This window comes from Acinetobacter rongchengensis (assembly GCF_003611475.1).
In the GTDB taxonomy this organism is placed as follows: domain Bacteria; phylum Pseudomonadota; class Gammaproteobacteria; order Pseudomonadales; family Moraxellaceae; genus Acinetobacter; species Acinetobacter rongchengensis.
Genome location: NZ_RAXT01000036.1, coordinates 1 through 15,359 on the forward strand (window position 1 = coordinate 1; position 15,359 = coordinate 15,359).

Sequence of the window (15,359 nt, forward strand, 5' to 3'; positions counted from 1 at the left end):
AGCAGCTCAAAAGTTAGATGTCGGTGCTTCAGCAATTAGTCAGCAAATTAGTAAACTAGAACAAGAACTTAGTATTCGTTTATTGCAGAGAAATGCATTTGGCGTTACTCCAACACCCGCAGGTCTGGCTTTTTTTAAACAATCTCAGTTAATTCTAAGACAAATCAACTTTGCAGTAGATGCCGCTCATTCAGCTAGACTTTCTGGACATGTCAGCCTTGGCTTTCCACCAACCATTATGGCTTTACTTGGCATACCTTTAATGAAATTAATGTCTGAGCGCTATCCTGACATTCATCTTGAAATCGTGGAAACATTATCTGGCAACCTAATTCAGTCCATCAATGCACGTCAACTTGATCTTGCCATTATTTTTACTAATGAGATTGATAAACAGTGGTCGATAGAACCAATGGTTCGAGAACAAATGTATTTAATGGCTCGAAAAGAGGTTCTGGAAGAATATGGCCTTGCTGAATGTATCAAGAGTGGCATTATCCAGTCTCAACAAATCGGAGACATTCCTTTAGTCCTGCCACGCCAGCGACACAGTTTAAGAAAACTTTTAGAACATAAAATCGGACAACTCAATGTCGTTTATGAAATTGATGGTCTGCGTTTACTTATGGATAGCCTGATACATCTAGACATTGCAAGTGTTCGACCAGGAAGTGCTTGCCTGCCAGAATACCAGCCTAAATTAGAATTACTGAAAGTCGTTGAGCCAGAAATTGAACGAATCAATTATCTTGTTAGCCTAGCAGAAGATGAATTATCCCCTGCTGCATTAGCCGCAAAATCAGCAATACGTGCTTGCGTAAGAGAACTTATACAAAATCAAAGTTGGCCGTGTGCTGAAAATATATTTTAGAGAACCATTAATTTTATTAAATACCTAATTAACGCTGTCCTCTCTCCTCCTCATGCTTTTTAGGATTACATTTTGCACCGAATGATAAATGAGTTTCTATTTATCGAAATGTAAAGTGTAGTCAAAACAGGAAACAAGGCTTCATGATTTTATATGAGGGTTGCTTTTAAATCTTTACTCAGCCCAAGCGTAATTTGGGGCTCTTATAAAAGTTTTAACTTAAAGTATCCAAATTGAAGATTGTGAATGTTTCCATGTTGTCAGGCCAAGGAGGTCTCCAATGGATAGCGTCAATAATCGTACAGCCACTTTCAAAAAAATATTAAATGTAACCAGTGGCAACTTTTTAGAGCAGTACGATTTTTTTCTTTTTGGTTTCTATGCCACTTATATCGCAGCAAAATTTTTCCACTCTGAAAATGAATATGTCTCTTTAATGATGACATTTACCGTATTCGCAGCGGGTTTCCTCATGCGCCCTTTAGGCGCAATTTTTCTGGGTGCTTATGTCGATAAAGTCGGTCGTCGCAAAGGCTTAATTGTAACGCTCAGTCTAATGGCTATGGGAACTATTTTAATTACCTTTGTTCCTGGCTATGAAACTATAGGCATAATTGCTCCAATCTTGGTGGTTATCGGTCGTTTATTACAAGGCTTTTCAGCAGGTGTTGAGTCTGGTGGTGTCTCTATTTATTTGGCAGAAATTTCAACCGATAAAAATCGTGGATTTATTACCAGTTGGCAATCTGGAAGCCAACAAATTGCGGTTGTGTTTGCTGCATCACTTGGTTATTGGCTGAATACGGTTTTAACGAATGCTCAAGTCGGTGAATGGGGTTGGCGTATTCCATTTCTGATTGGCTGTTTAATTATTCCATTAATCTTTTTATTCCGTCGTACTTTAGAGGAAACAGATGATTTCAAAGCGCAAAAATCACATCCAACCTCAAAAGAAATTTTCCATACATTGGTAAACAACTGGCGTATTGTCCTTGCTGGCATGATGTTGAGTGCCATGACAACCACCACATTCTATTTTATTACTGTATACACCACTGTATATGCAAAACGTACATTAGAAATGTCTGTAACTGACAGCCTGTTAGCCACTGTGTTTGTGGGGCTCTCTAATTTCTTCTGGTTACCGATGGGTGGCTTGCTTTCAGACAAGATTGGTCGTAAATCTGTTTTGGTTGGAATTACTGCGCTCGCAATGTTTACAAGCTACCCAGTTTTGAGCTGGTTAGTGAGCGACATTAGTTTCACGCATCTCCTGATTACACTTGCTTATTTCTCATTCTTCTTTGGTATGTATAACGGCACCATGGTAGCCACACTTGCCGAAGTCATGCCAAAGCGTGTCGGTACTGTAGGCTTCTCTTTAGCTTTTAGTCTTGCAGCAGCTATTTTTGGCGGTATGACGCCTATGGCATGTACATTCCTTGTCGAAACTACTGGAAATGCGAGTACACCTGCTTACTGGCTCATGTTAGCCGCTGCATGTAGCTTAATTTCAAGCTTATATCTATGTCGCGGATCTCAACAAAACACGTCTGATCCAATTGTTGAACAAGCAAAAATAAACGCTTAACCCAGACTACATTCCAACTTTAGTTTTAATGAAATGGACAGTGCGGTTCATCTTAAGTTTCCGTACTGTGCGCTCTTTTAAAAATGAGGCAGTATATGAAAAAAACCACTATTTTAAAGTCAATTCTCTGCGCCAGTGCTGGTCTAGTATCTTCATTTACGAATGCAGATACGCTAGAAGTCATTAGCTCTGGTGGCTTTTATTCATCAATGGAAAAACTGATTCCTGTATTTGAGAAACAAACAGGCCATACGGTTCATCTTTCATCAGGTTCTTCGATGGGGGCATCTCCAACTGCTATACCAAACCGACTCGATCGTGGAGAACGTTTTGATGTTGTGGTTCTTGCTGCTCCTGAGCTCAATAAATTAGCAGATAAAGGGTATGTAGAGCCAAATTCACAACGTGAATTGGTTAAATCTAGTATTGGTATGGCTGTTCCTAAAGGTACTAAAAAACCAGATATTAGTTCTGCAGAAAAATTCGAGAAGGTTTTGTTAAATGCAAAACATATTGGTTATTCCGCAAGTGCAAGTGGTACACATCTGGAAAAGAATGTTTTTCCAAGTTTCCCGCCAGTTGAATATAAAGTCATTTCTAGTAAAGCTGAAAAAGTAGTTGGAGATCGAGTCGCTAAACGTGTCGCAGAAGGACAATTTGATATTGGATTCCAGCAAATTAGCGAAATCAAACCCTTTACAGGTCAATATGGGCAAGTTGAGTTAGTTGGGCCTATTCCTGCCCCTTATCAGAAAGTTACGATTTTTTCAGCAGGTATTGGCAAAAATACCCATTCTGAAAAAGCGGCTAATGAATTAATTCAATTTGTGAAATCACCACAAGCAACACAAATTATTGAAGATCAAGGTCTAGAACAGATCAAACAATAAAAGGCTGTTTGAAGCAACATCTAAACAAGATGTTGCTTTTTTATGAGTTATTTATGCAAATCAATATTTAAAACCAGCAATTCAAAATCATTTTTCAAAATTTCGATTAATCCTTACTCGTTCAGCATTTCCCTGTTTGGACTTCCTACACCTCCATTTTTTACTTGTGCTACTTTTCATAGATCACTTAGCCAAGTTTTTATCCGACCATTTTGAAAAATGAGCAAAGGACCTTAAATCTGATTTTGGTTATTGTTTGATTGAAGGCGGTATTATAAGTTGCTGTAAAAGTTCTATAAATTGACTTTTTATTCTCCTCACAATTCTATAGGTCTTAGGTAATGACTTGTTGCTCAATCAATTTGAATCGCTAAAAACGTAAAATATAAAAGCTCAAGTAAAGCCATATGAATAGCATTACTTGAGCCAATGATTTATTTGAACTTATGGTGCTGGAAATCAAAAAAGTGGATATCTGTAAAACATCAATTTTGTTCTAGAATTCATATTTCGCCATCATTTCTATACGATTATCTTTACCAATTCGATCATTCACAGTATTACGCTCACCATAGACATATTCCATTCCAAAAGTTAAAGGTTTATTGGGTTTGAACATCATATTGACCCAACCCTGTTGTAACTTCTCATTGGCATCTTTGGTAATATAATCTTTATCATCATAGACTAAGGCACCATAGCCGAGAGTACTTCTCAGCTTTTGATTAAATTGATAGGTAAGCCCCATTTGAAATGCATCAAAATCTATCAATTCGATGCCATCGTCTTTTTGGATATAACGACGGTTATCGGAACTTGCTAGAAGTAGTTTATTGTCACCAGAAACATGCGAATAGTTCATATTGAATAATAAGGATGGTGTGATTTTATAGCGAAGCCCCACAGCTGCTCCCCAACCCAATTCTGTTTCATCATTTTCACTACGTAACCGTACGTCTTGTAGTAGACCGCGTATAGTCATTACACCTTTACCTGTGGCAAATTCATGTTTAACTTTACCTGCCAGTAAGGGCAAACGGTTCTCTTCATTACCTTTTTCTAAACTTAAGTAATATGTGAATGGATTGATGGATTGCGAGTAACGCACCATTGGATTACGCGTGGTACCGCCACCTAAAGCAGTATTTGAATCAAGCATTTCTGGTGCTGTTTCTGTTGAAAGAAAATTAGACGTCGTTTGACCAATCAACCAATCATTATAATTTAAATAAACATGCCGTAACCGTGCTGAATCTTTGTTCTGTCCACCACGAAAATCTATTTCAATTTTTCCTTTTAAGATTTGCTCAGCTAAAGGAGTAGTAAAATCTAGTCCAATACGTGTAGCATTTACTGTCGTATCCAAGCGATCTTCAGTGGCTTTTTTACTCGGATCCCCTTCTAGTACCACGCTATTAATACGATTAAACATATCTTTTGCACCTTCAATCTGGTACGCAACATCAGCACGAACAAATCCGTATAGCTCCACATGAGTACCCGATTTGGTTTGCCACTTGCTTATTGTTTGGGTATTTTTTTCAATGGGTTTGCTTGTACCAGTTTCTGCCGCTGATGTGATGTTTAAATTATTAACCAATTTCACTTGCTGAGCTTGAAGCATTTGTCGAAGCTCATTTACTTCAGCACGCAATTGTTCAATTTCACTGTTTGGATTTGCATGAGTGAATGTAGTGATTGTGGTCAAACTAGCGATGAGTACCATCTTCGGTGAGTTTAATTTCATTTTGTATTCCATGTATTTTATTTCAATAAATATATTGTTCATCCATTTACAAAAACTGTAGGTATAGTTCCCCCCTAAATGAGCCTGTACAGCAGCTTATAACGTCTTATTTTTCAGATTTAAAAAACAGTTGAAGACTGCGTTGATAAAAGAAATGAGTGGTCAGAATTACAAAAATTAATCTAGAAAGTTGAAATGCCACAACAATGGGCACCGCAAGTCCAAGCGCTTTCGCCATGAGCGACATTTCTGCAATTCCTCCCGGTGAAAACCCTAAAATCAAAAGCTGTTTTTCCGTATGGCTTAAATTGACCAATAACAATGCGAAACAGATCGAGAAGCCTAAAGCCAGTAAATTGAATACCAGTGTCATCGCAATAAATTTTTTATTGTTCTTTAAAAAACTAAACGGAAATTTACTCCCCAATGACCAGCCAATACAGACTTGACCAAAAGCAATAAACCATTCAGGCAATCTCATTTGAAGCATTCCATAGAATGACAACAACCCAATAATGGCGAGTGGCCCCAAGATCCATGCATTCAAAATATTGAAAAATTGAAAAACCTTACCAACAAACAGAGCGAGAAAAAACAACAACATGACCTGAAAAAAGCCAAATCGTTCCGTATCTTGTATATGCAATCCAGACCAGTCGACTTGAAAATAAAGCTCCATAAAAACAGGAACGAGTACAACCAGAATCACAATTCTCAAACTATGTGCAGCAACCACTTTGTCGACTTGCGCCTGATGACGTTCTGCAATATTCACCATCTCACTGGCACTGCCAATTGCTGAAGAAAACCATGCGGTAGCCCAATCTAAGGCATTAATTCGATATTGCAACGCTGCCAACATAGTTCCAAGTAGGAGTGACCATGCGATTCCAATCAGGATAAAGCCCCAATAAGCTGCCACGGCTTGTACCAGTGCTGGTGTAAAATATAGACCTAAGGCCATGCCAATAATGACTTGCCCTACACGTCGCCAGCGCGGATCACAGCTGAGTGGATGACCAACGCTACCCAGTAGCAAGGCCGTTAACAATGGACCTAGCAACCATGGCAAAGGAATATGCACATAATGCGCAAATACAGCACCCATTAGAGCCAGAACCAAGCCTTTGATATTTGAGCTGATTGTTTTCATAATTTTGGGCAATAATAGTCAACTGCTGCTGACTATTATTGCCATTCCGTTAAGAAGCTTGTTGTTTTTTGATAAACAAGTACTTACGTACCACTGGTAAGATCAATAACAAGGCCGACATGATCCAAAGCCCCATGCTGATGTTACTGCTCCACAAAATGTTGAGTTCACCTTGAGAAATAGACAAGGCACGACGTAAATTAGACTCCATCAATTGTCCTAGAACGAAGCCAAGTATCAACGGCGCCAATGGGAAATCAAACTTTCTCAAGATATATCCAAATACGCCCAAGCCCATACATAACAGCAAGTCAAAGATATTGGTATGAATCGCGTACACCCCAACAAAGCTGACACTCGCAATAATCGGGATGAGAATATAATTAGGAATACTGAGCATGCGGGCAAAGAAACCTACCAATGGTAAGTTCAATACCAACAGGATGATGTTACCGACCATTAAAGATGCAATCAGTGACCACACCAATACAGGTTCCTGAGCAAATAATTGAGGGCCTGGCGTAATGTTGTACATAAGCAATGCACCCATCATTACCGCAGTCGTACCTGAACCTGGTACGCCCAAAGTCAACATTGGGACAAATGAACCACAAGCTGCTGCGTTATTGGCACTTTCGGGTGCAGCAAGACCACGCAGATCTCCTTTACCGAACTGACTATTATCGCTCGCCATTTTACGCTCAGTGGTATATGCCATGGCACTTGCAACGGTTGCACCTGCTCCAGGTAAAATTCCCGAGAAGAAACCAATCAGTGCACCACGAATAATTGTAGCTAAAGAACTTAGAAATTCCTTTAAGTTGAATAGCGAACGCTTTCCTTGCTCCATCGCGACTTTACCAATTGTAGTCCGCTCAAGCAGTAATAAGATTTCACTTACACTAAATAAACCGATCACCAAAGTTGTAAATGCAATTCCATCACTTAAGCCCACACTGTTAAAGGTAAAGCGATAAACACCTGTAATCGCATCCATCCCTACAGTTGAAAGCGCCAAGCCCATTAAAGCCATAATCAAAGTTTTAAAGGGTTGGGTACTGACCAAACCCGTTAAACAAACAATAGCAAAGACCATCAGTGCAAAGTATTCAGCTGGACCAAATGCGATTGCCCATTTGGCCAATATAGGAGCAAACAAGACAATTCCAATAAATGCAACGGTACTGCCAATAAAGGAACTGACTGAAGACAAAGACAGAGCAATTCCTGCTTTTCCTTGCTGTGCCAATGGATAACCATCTAAGGTGGTCATAATTGCCCCAGCATCCCCCGGTACGTTTAAGAGAATCGCTGAAATACGTCCTCCATATTCGCAACCCAAATAGACTGCTGCCAATAGAATTAATGCACTATCGACTGGTAGACCTAATGCATAAGCAAAAGGCAATAAAATTGCCACACCATTAATCGGGCCTAAACCTGGCAGTAATCCTACAATTGTTCCAATAAATGCACCAATAAAGGCAATTAGGAGATTTTGTGGTTGTAAGGCAACCTCGAAACCTGTCATTAAAAAACTTAATATGTCCATATCGGGTCATCCTTAACCAAAAATTCCAAGTGGTAATGGCACATCCAAGAAACGGTCAAACATATAATAGGTACTAACACTCAGTACCAATCCAGTAATCAAAACTGGTATAGTTTTGCCATGGAAAAGTTTACCCACTGCAACTGTCATCAACAGTGTTGCAGCAATAAAACCAAGCCATTCAAAAACCAATGCATATACTATTAAAGCGATCGTACATAACACTAACTTACCAAGTAGGTGTTTTGTCCAATGCAATTCAACAGGTTCAAACATAATGGCTGGTCGCACTGTGAGGTACACTGCACTGGCTGTAATTAACCCCATTAATAAAATAGGGAAAGCTTTAGGTCCTACTGGATCATAGGAAATAGGGGCCTCAAAATTGCTTGCGTAGATCAACAAAAATAATCCACATACTGCAATAATGGCGGTAAGAATCCGTTCAGATTTCATCATCTATCCTCAAAACAAAAAATGAGCTAAGAACTGAGCTCTCAGCTCAGATCATCTGTTATTTTGATAATTTATATTCTTGAGACAATTGACGCATTTCTTCAGTCTGCTTATATACATAGGCAGTCAGCTCTTCACCAGTCATTTGAAATGGCAGTAAATCTTGGTTGTTACGAATGGCATCGTATTTCTTGTCAGCCATCATTTTATCGAAGGCATTTTTCCACCAACCATACGCCTCATCACTAACCTTTGGTCCCATATAGAAACCACGGATTACAGGCCACTCTATGTCATAGCCTTGCTCTTTCGCAGTACGTAGTTGAGCAAATTTGCCTTCTAAGCGTTTGTCGGCAAATACTGCCAAAATACGAATATTACCTGATTCTAGGTGTGAACCTACTTCACTGACATTACCAACACCCACTTGAATATGTTGCCCCAGTAATGAAGTGAGAACCTCACCGCCACCTTCAAGCGCAACAAATCTCAAATCGCTCGGATTAATGCCTGCTTTTTTTGCCAACATTGCAGTTTGCATCCAGTCTTGACCACCGACACTCCCAGCTCCACCAAAGCTGATAGCTTTCGGGTTTTCTCGTAGGGCTTTCATCAAGTCATCAAGGTTTTTCAACGGCGAGTCTTTATGAACTGAAACCAAACCATAATCCACGGCTACACCTGATAACCATTTCACATCTTTTTCAGTGAAGTGCCCAAACTTCCCTTGTGCCAAGTTCAAAAGTGAACCTGTCGAAAACGCAATCACGGCATCATTGTTTGCAGGATCATTGTTGACAATCTTATTATAAGCAACAGCACCTACGCCTCCTGGCATATACGTGACACGGATCGGTTCTTTGAGCTGTTCTGTTTGTTTAAAACCAGACTGAATCAGTTTACAAGTCATGTCAAAACCACCACCAGGCTTGGCTGGAGCTATACATTCTGGACGTTTAGGCTGACCTGCCGCCTTAGAAGTATTTCCTGAATTACATCCAACCATTGTCACGCTGATGCATGCTAACGCAAGTAATTTAAAATTTTTCATATTCAATACATCCTTATAACGTGTTTACTCTATTAAATTTTCAATTTTGACCTATTACCGTGATCGACCTCCTTGGCACAATCATGGTTAAAAGGCTATTTAGTTTTGACCTTATGTTTCGCAACACGTTCTTCCACAGCAAACTTCAGCAATGCTGCACTACGGTAAAAACCATGAGCAAACTTGCCAAAAGGAATTGTTAAGAAGAAAGTCATAACGGTCGCCAAATGTATGATCAGCAAAAGTGTCATTGCAGAACTGTCACGGAATGCCAGTAGTGCTAGTCCAGTAATACTGATCAATAACAATAAGAAGATAAAACCGCGATCCATTGGCTTTTGTTTAGCATCACCATGCAATGGATGGCGTTTGATATTTAGATGGAGAAGACCTATTGGGCCAATGACCAAACCAATCCCTCCCAATGTGCCTAAAATAACAGGCAAGCTGGTATATCCGTACGGTGCTTCTAGACCTAAAAAGTAATGATAGAAAGTCGCTACACTTGTTGCTAAGAAGCACAATAAAAATCCGTACATTGTAAAATGATGAAATACACGACGTATTTGGGTGTAACGATCATCTTCTTCATTACAGCCTTTACCATGTCCTCCATCGAGATATTTCAGCGTCAACACATTTTTTGAGGCTTGTAGAATGTCTAGTTGAGCCACCCCCTGTGGAATAATTTCAGAAGTTTTATTCCAAAACTTTGCGACTCCCAAACCTAATAGTAGAATGGCTGTGATAAAGACAGAACCAAATAAAACTGCTAAAAAGTTATGCGGGAAAATTGCGTAAAAGTCACCTTGATATTGCCCCAATAAGTCTGTGCCATTTAGCCAAACTCCAGCCAACATCAATAAGAAGAAGCTAAGTGTCATTCCTGACACCAAAGCAATCCCTGTTTTTTTGTAAATGGCACCAAAAGAGGCTGGTACTGCAAACGCTTGATAAGTTTCCAAGCGGACTTGAGCCATGGCCTGAGGAATATTCACGCCAAATTCGTGTGGTGGTGCATATTGGCAGGCATGTAAACATGCACCACAGTTATGGCACAAGTTGGCCATATAATGAATGTCAGCCTGAGTAAACTCTAAACGCTTGGTCATTGCAGGGAAAACGGCACAAAAAGTTTCACAGTAACGACATGCATTACAAATCTGTAAAGCCTGCTTTACTTGTTGTTCATTTTCAGTAAGTTGTACCAAAGGAATGAGGTTTTTTGTATTAGAGTTCATTTTAAGCTCCCTGCTTGAGTGCAGCTAATGCCGCATTTTTACCAGCGATACGCCCAAAAGTGGTTCCAATCGACATCCCAACACCCGCAGTATAGCCCTGACCAAGAACATTACCTGCCATCATCTCACCTGCCACATATAAGTTTGGACTTGCGATATCGTTAAAACGTACCGCAGCATCATCTTCAACTTTCAGACCTAAATAGGTAAAGGTAATTCCTGGTCTTAAGGCATAGGCATAATATGGAGGTTGATCGAGTGGGACTGCCCAATGCGTTTTTGCTGGGCTTAAATTTTCAGTATGACAATTGTCCAGCACGGTGTGGTTAAACTCACCTTCAACACAGGCTTGGTTATAGTCCCTTACTGTTTTGGATAAGGTCGCCACATCTAAATTTAATTTTTGGGCGAGTTCTTCAATGCTGTTTGCTTGAGTCCCTTCAAAAACAGGTGGCATAAATTTACCTACTGATTTTGAATCGATAATTGAATAAGCAATTTGACTCGGTTGCTGAGCAACCAAACGTCCCCATATTGCATAACGTTTTGGCCAGAAATCTTCACCTTCATCATAAAAACGCTCAGCATTTTTATTGACAACAATACCTAAAGACACGCAGTCAATACGGGTACAAATACCGCCATCATATAAAGGAGCACGGGCATCAACTGCTACACAGTGTGACTGAGATGGATCACCGATAATATCAGCACCTTCATCCATCATAAATTTCAGTAAGTTCCCCTGATTAAAGCGAGTGCCACGAATAATAAAGTTATCTGCGGGCCATTCACCATTTTCGTTTTGTCCCCAAGCTTCTCTTAACCATTCAAGATTAGATTCAAAGCCGCCTGCAGCTAAAACACAAGATGCACCATCAAAGCGAGTACCATCTGCTGCAATTGCAGAGATAAATTTGCCATTTTCAATAATTAGTTTGTCAATTTTAGTGTTGTAAAGGATTTCTACACCGAGCTCTTGGGCGCTTCTAAAATAGGCATTGACCAACGCTTTACCCCCACCCATAAAAAAAGCATTGGTACGGGCAACATGGAGCGCGCCAGATAAAGGCGGTTGAAAATTTACCCCATGTTTACGCATCCAGTCACGACAATTCGCTGTAGTACGAATGACTAGACGGGCTAAATGTTCATTGGTTTTTCCAGCAGTAACTTTGAGTAAATCTTGCCAATACTCTTCTTCAGAATAAATATCTACCAATACATCTTGTGGAGCATCGTGCATACAGCGCAAGTTACGTGTGTGCTGTGAATTTCCTCCACGCCATTCTTTTGGAGCTGCTTCGATGAGTAATACGGACGCCCCTGCCTCTCGCGCAGTAATAGCTGCACACAATGCGGCATTCCCACCGCCAATCACTATTACATCATGCATTCGACCTTTCCCTCTCGAATTTTGAACAATTAAAACTCAAAACAAGAAGGCACAGTAATGCGAAAGATTTAAATAGGTCTTTATTAAAACTAAATAGTTCAAAAGTCTAATAGTTCAATATTTGATTATAAATTTTTACTTATCAATTGCTTAATATTAAATATAATTGTCAATTTAGTGATAAAACTGGCTACTGATCGCTCTTTTTTAGAAATAATGATCAGATAATTCACTTAATCCTGTTCTAGAAATTCATTTTAAGGATGAATTAACCTTTATCCATCTGATAAGTTTTTTGGCACGATGTTTCATACAACGGCATGATATTTAAGGAAGATAATACTGTGTAACTTACAAGTTAAAAACGATGAAAGCCTTTTCTTATAAGGATTTCATCGCTTCATCACTGAAGTTATTTTAGGCAGAATTTTTTAAGGCTAAAAGCATTTCCCACAATAACTTATTTTGACGAATTGTCGAATTATAGTTTTACAACAACTCTACCTCGAATTTTTCCATCTAAAATTTCATTGGAAATATTTAAAGCATCTGTTAACTGAATTTCAGTTGTTACTGCTTCCAATTTGGTTTGATCTAACTCTCTAGCCAAACGTTCCCAAGCTTCTTTTCTTAATTCGATTGGTGCCATCACGCTATCAATTCCATATAAGGTAATCCCCCTCAGAATAAATGGAGCAACCGTTGCTGGAAAATCCATTCCACCTGCCAAACCGCATGCTGCAACAGCACCACGATACTTGGTACTAGCACATGCATTGGCCAGAGTATGACTTCCAACAGTATCAATCACACCCGCCCAAATTTCCTTGTTTAGCGGCTTTCCTTGTGAAGCTAATTCAGCACGATCAATAATTTCACTTGCACCTAAATAGCTTAAATATTCTGACTCTTGAGCTCGACCAGTTGAAGCTGTAATCTCATAACCAAGATGCTTCAAAAGAATAATCGCAATACTCCCCACTCCACCATTTGCACCAGTTACTAAAATTTTTCCATCACTTGGTTTAATGCCATGCTTTTGCAAAGCCATAACACATAACATTGCGGTATAACCAGCTGTACCAATAACCATCGTATCTTTAAAAGAAAAAGCAGACGGTTTTTGTATGAGCCAATCACCAGAAATAGTGACTTGCTCAGCTAACCCTCCAGAGTACTTTTCACCTACGCCCCAACCATTCAGTAGCACTTCGTCATCTTCTTTCCATGCTGGATGGTTTGATTCAATTACAACACCTGAAAAATCGATGCCAGGGCTCAGCGGAAAACTACGCACCACTGGTGAACGCCCTGTAATGGCTAATGCATCTTTATAATTTAATGTTGAATATTTGACTTCGACCCTCACCTCCCCATCTTCCAAAGGCTTCGGGGTAATCTCTGCAATTTTTGATGCATAACCCTCATCATCTTTCGTAATTACAATACCTTTATACATAGAACTTCCTCTCTATTTAATTAGACTGCTTGTCTAGAATTAATTAAAAAATAAATGCAGATGTCTACATTTATTTTTTTAATTAATCTTTAATATGGCTGAACTGTCCTGCACGAATAGCAAATAAGCGATAAAATGCATCTAAAGGGCTTGTTGATTTGACTAAACGCGCTCTCAGAACTGCACCTTCCCACCCAATCCAAAACTGATAAGCAGCATCATTACACTCAGCTTCGCTATATTGTGAATTTGACTGATATAGACAGTCCGAAACCATTTTCTCCCATATCTTAAAGATACTTTCGATTCGAGCAATAATCTCAGCAGACAAATATGAAACTTCTTGTCCTAAGTTACCCAAAATACAGCCTCGTTTAAAATCATATTTTTGCAGTTTTTCACCTGCATCTTTTACAAAATTTTGCAGCCTTTCTTGTGGGGAAAGATCAGTTTGACTTAAAAACTTATTCAATCGTTTCACAAAATAAAGCTCATAAGCATCTAAAACTTCTAAAATAAAAGCCTCTTTATTGGCAAAATAATGGTAGAAAGACCCTTTAGGAACTTGGACTGATTTCATAAGATCGTCCAAGCTCATAGCATTCATTCCACGTTCAGTCAGTAACTCGATACCTCTGCGTATTAACACATCTCTAGTGTCTGCATAGTTACTGCCATGTTTAGTTGGTCGACCACGCGGTCTCTTGGGTAAGGCTGAATAATTCATATAATGAAAATAGACGATACGACTAGAAATATCAACTATCAGATTATTCAATTGAATAATCTGATCTATATTGCAAAGGTATTTTCAAGATAAAAAATTGATTTTATTTAATTTTCCCTTAAAGTTCATCTTTCTCTTGTTTAGTGAATATTTTTTAATCACGTAATTTCTTTAATGTTTTCCTATGAGCTTTATAATGAATTGGCGTTATAAAAAATAGGCTGTATCACGCTGAATTTTAGGCGAAATATGCTGTTCAACCCATGTTAACCACGCTCTTGTTTTAGCATCTATAAAATGACGCGATGGTAGTAAGGTATAAACAGCAATATCAGGTGATCTCCAATCTGCTAAGACACGACATAAACGCCCAGTACGTATCGCTTCGATCACAGCAAAAGTTGGAAGTAATGCAATCCCCATGTCTTGTTGCACCATGTCTAATAATAACTCTGGGGTATCTGCAATCAATTGCCCTGAAATATCAATTTGATACGAGCAACTATTTTCACTTACGAGATGCCATTGCGGTGTAATCGATGGGTTCACCAATCTTAAACAGGCATGTTTTTGTAGATCCTCTAATGACTTTGGCTCACCATATTTTTCTAAATAGGCTGGCGAGGCGCAAAGTAATGAAAATATTGTTCCTATTCGACGAGCAACAAATCTAGAATCGGCCAAAGATTCCGTCAGATATAAACTTACGTCAATTCCTTTACCTAAAAGGTCGGGGACATTCTGCGAAGTACGATATTCAACCGTAAGTTCTGGATAGGCTTGACAGAACTCAGCCATCATCGGAGATATATAATGATGTCCAAAACTGGCCATACTCAAAACACGAAGTTTTCCTTGAGGTTTGCTTGCCATTCCCATGGCTTGAGCTTCAGCTTCTTCTACCATCGCAAGTACTTGACGACATTGCTCTGCATACGTTGCACCGATATCGGTCAATGCATGCTGTCTTGTCGATCGTTGTAATAATTTTGTTCCTAAACGCCCTTCTAATTCGCTAATCAGTCGGGATACTTGTGCCGTAGTCAGTTCCATCTGCTCTGCAGCAGCGGTAAAGCTTCCGCTATCAATCACTTTTAGGAAAGCATGCATTGCATGGAGTAATCCACCCTCAAGATTTTTGCGCATAACGTAAATATCTTTTTCTTAATTACGCATTGTTGCACCAGTCTGGATCAACCACAATGACATTAATGTACATAGATTG

General features: G+C 39.3%; 13 protein-coding genes. 3 read left to right on the forward strand and 10 right to left on the reverse strand.

Annotation, left to right across the window (positions count from 1 at the left end; all coding sequences use genetic code 11):
* The 3 genes from D7V20_RS13725 to D7V20_RS13735 form a co-directional block, all read left to right on the forward strand.
* The coding region (locus D7V20_RS13725; protein ID WP_147395799.1) for a LysR family transcriptional regulator at positions 1-871 on the forward strand (871 nt) is incomplete at its 5' end.
* 280 nt (positions 872-1,151) lie between these two features.
* Positions 1,152-2,462 carry an MFS transporter gene (tcuC, locus tag D7V20_RS13730; RefSeq protein ID WP_120384754.1) on the forward strand — a complete coding sequence of 437 codons (1,311 nt, stop codon included), beginning with the start codon at positions 1,152-1,154 and terminating at the stop codon, positions 2,460-2,462.
* Positions 2,463-2,557: 95 nt separating this feature from the next.
* On the forward strand, positions 2,558-3,352 hold the full coding sequence (locus D7V20_RS13735; RefSeq protein WP_213072514.1) for a substrate-binding domain-containing protein: 795 nt from the start codon (positions 2,558-2,560) through the stop codon (positions 3,350-3,352).
* A 496-nt stretch (positions 3,353-3,848) separates the two neighbouring features.
* Here D7V20_RS13735 and D7V20_RS13740 read toward each other — a convergent pair whose 3' ends face one another.
* From D7V20_RS13740 to D7V20_RS13785, 10 genes are all read right to left on the reverse strand, one after another.
* Entirely contained in the window at positions 3,849-5,099 is a 1,251-nt protein-coding gene (locus tag D7V20_RS13740; RefSeq protein WP_120384755.1) for a DcaP family trimeric outer membrane transporter, read from the reverse strand.
* A 106-nt stretch (positions 5,100-5,205) separates the two neighbouring features.
* A complete protein-coding gene (locus tag D7V20_RS13745; protein ID WP_120384756.1) occupies positions 5,206-6,252 on the reverse strand; it encodes an AbrB family transcriptional regulator in 1,047 nt (348 codons plus the stop codon).
* A gap of 49 nt (positions 6,253-6,301) precedes the next feature.
* Positions 6,302-7,804 carry a tripartite tricarboxylate transporter permease gene (locus D7V20_RS13750; RefSeq protein ID WP_120384757.1) on the reverse strand — a complete coding sequence of 501 codons (1,503 nt, stop codon included), beginning with the start codon at positions 7,802-7,804 and terminating at the stop codon, positions 6,302-6,304.
* Between the two features lie 12 nt (positions 7,805-7,816).
* On the reverse strand, positions 7,817-8,263 hold the full coding sequence (locus D7V20_RS13755) for a tripartite tricarboxylate transporter TctB family protein (protein ID WP_120384758.1): 447 nt from the start codon (positions 8,261-8,263) through the stop codon (positions 7,817-7,819).
* Positions 8,264-8,318: 55 nt separating this feature from the next.
* Positions 8,319-9,311, reverse strand: a complete 993-nt coding sequence (locus tag D7V20_RS13760; RefSeq protein WP_120384759.1) for a Bug family tripartite tricarboxylate transporter substrate binding protein — start codon at positions 9,309-9,311, stop codon at positions 8,319-8,321.
* Positions 9,312-9,406: 95 nt separating this feature from the next.
* Complete coding sequence (gene tcuB, locus D7V20_RS13765) at positions 9,407-10,552, reverse strand: tricarballylate utilization 4Fe-4S protein TcuB (protein WP_120384760.1); 1,146 nt, start codon at positions 10,550-10,552, stop codon at positions 9,407-9,409.
* Position 10,553: 1 nt separating this feature from the next.
* On the reverse strand, positions 10,554-11,948 hold the full coding sequence (gene tcuA, locus D7V20_RS13770; RefSeq protein WP_120384761.1) for an FAD-dependent tricarballylate dehydrogenase TcuA: 1,395 nt from the start codon (positions 11,946-11,948) through the stop codon (positions 10,554-10,556).
* Positions 11,949-12,429: 481 nt separating this feature from the next.
* Positions 12,430-13,407, reverse strand: a complete 978-nt coding sequence (acuI, locus tag D7V20_RS13775) for an acrylyl-CoA reductase (NADPH) (protein ID WP_120384762.1) — start codon at positions 13,405-13,407, stop codon at positions 12,430-12,432.
* Between the two features lie 82 nt (positions 13,408-13,489).
* A complete protein-coding gene (locus D7V20_RS13780; RefSeq protein ID WP_120384763.1) occupies positions 13,490-14,134 on the reverse strand; it encodes a TetR/AcrR family transcriptional regulator in 645 nt (214 codons plus the stop codon).
* Between the two features lie 207 nt (positions 14,135-14,341).
* Entirely contained in the window at positions 14,342-15,280 is a 939-nt protein-coding gene (locus tag D7V20_RS13785) for a LysR family transcriptional regulator (RefSeq protein WP_120384764.1), read from the reverse strand.
* Between the last annotated feature and the right edge of the window lie 79 nt (positions 15,281-15,359).

What these genes read in the sequence shown, in the direction of transcription:
- tcuC (WP_120384754.1), top strand. Translation starts at nt 1,152, where the DNA reads ATGGATAGCGTCAATAATCGTACAGCCACTTTCAAAAAAATATTAAAT.
- D7V20_RS13735 (WP_213072514.1), top strand. Translation starts at nt 2,558, where the DNA reads ATGAAAAAAACCACTATTTTAAAGTCAATTCTCTGCGCCAGTGCTGGT.
- D7V20_RS13740 (WP_120384755.1), bottom strand. Translation starts at nt 5,099, where the DNA reads ATGAAATTAAACTCACCGAAGATGGTACTCATCGCTAGTTTGACCACA.
- D7V20_RS13745 (WP_120384756.1), bottom strand. Translation starts at nt 6,252, where the DNA reads ATGAAAACAATCAGCTCAAATATCAAAGGCTTGGTTCTGGCTCTAATG.
- D7V20_RS13750 (WP_120384757.1), bottom strand. Translation starts at nt 7,804, where the DNA reads ATGGACATATTAAGTTTTTTAATGACAGGTTTCGAGGTTGCCTTACAA.
- D7V20_RS13755 (WP_120384758.1), bottom strand. Translation starts at nt 8,263, where the DNA reads ATGATGAAATCTGAACGGATTCTTACCGCCATTATTGCAGTATGTGGA.
- D7V20_RS13760 (WP_120384759.1), bottom strand. Translation starts at nt 9,311, where the DNA reads ATGAAAAATTTTAAATTACTTGCGTTAGCATGCATCAGCGTGACAATG.
- tcuB (WP_120384760.1), bottom strand. Translation starts at nt 10,552, where the DNA reads ATGAACTCTAATACAAAAAACCTCATTCCTTTGGTACAACTTACTGAA.
- tcuA (WP_120384761.1), bottom strand. Translation starts at nt 11,948, where the DNA reads ATGCATGATGTAATAGTGATTGGCGGTGGGAATGCCGCATTGTGTGCA.
- acuI (WP_120384762.1), bottom strand. Translation starts at nt 13,407, where the DNA reads ATGTATAAAGGTATTGTAATTACGAAAGATGATGAGGGTTATGCATCA.
- D7V20_RS13780 (WP_120384763.1), bottom strand. Translation starts at nt 14,134, where the DNA reads ATGAATTATTCAGCCTTACCCAAGAGACCGCGTGGTCGACCAACTAAA.
- D7V20_RS13785 (WP_120384764.1), bottom strand. Translation starts at nt 15,280, where the DNA reads ATGCGCAAAAATCTTGAGGGTGGATTACTCCATGCAATGCATGCTTTC.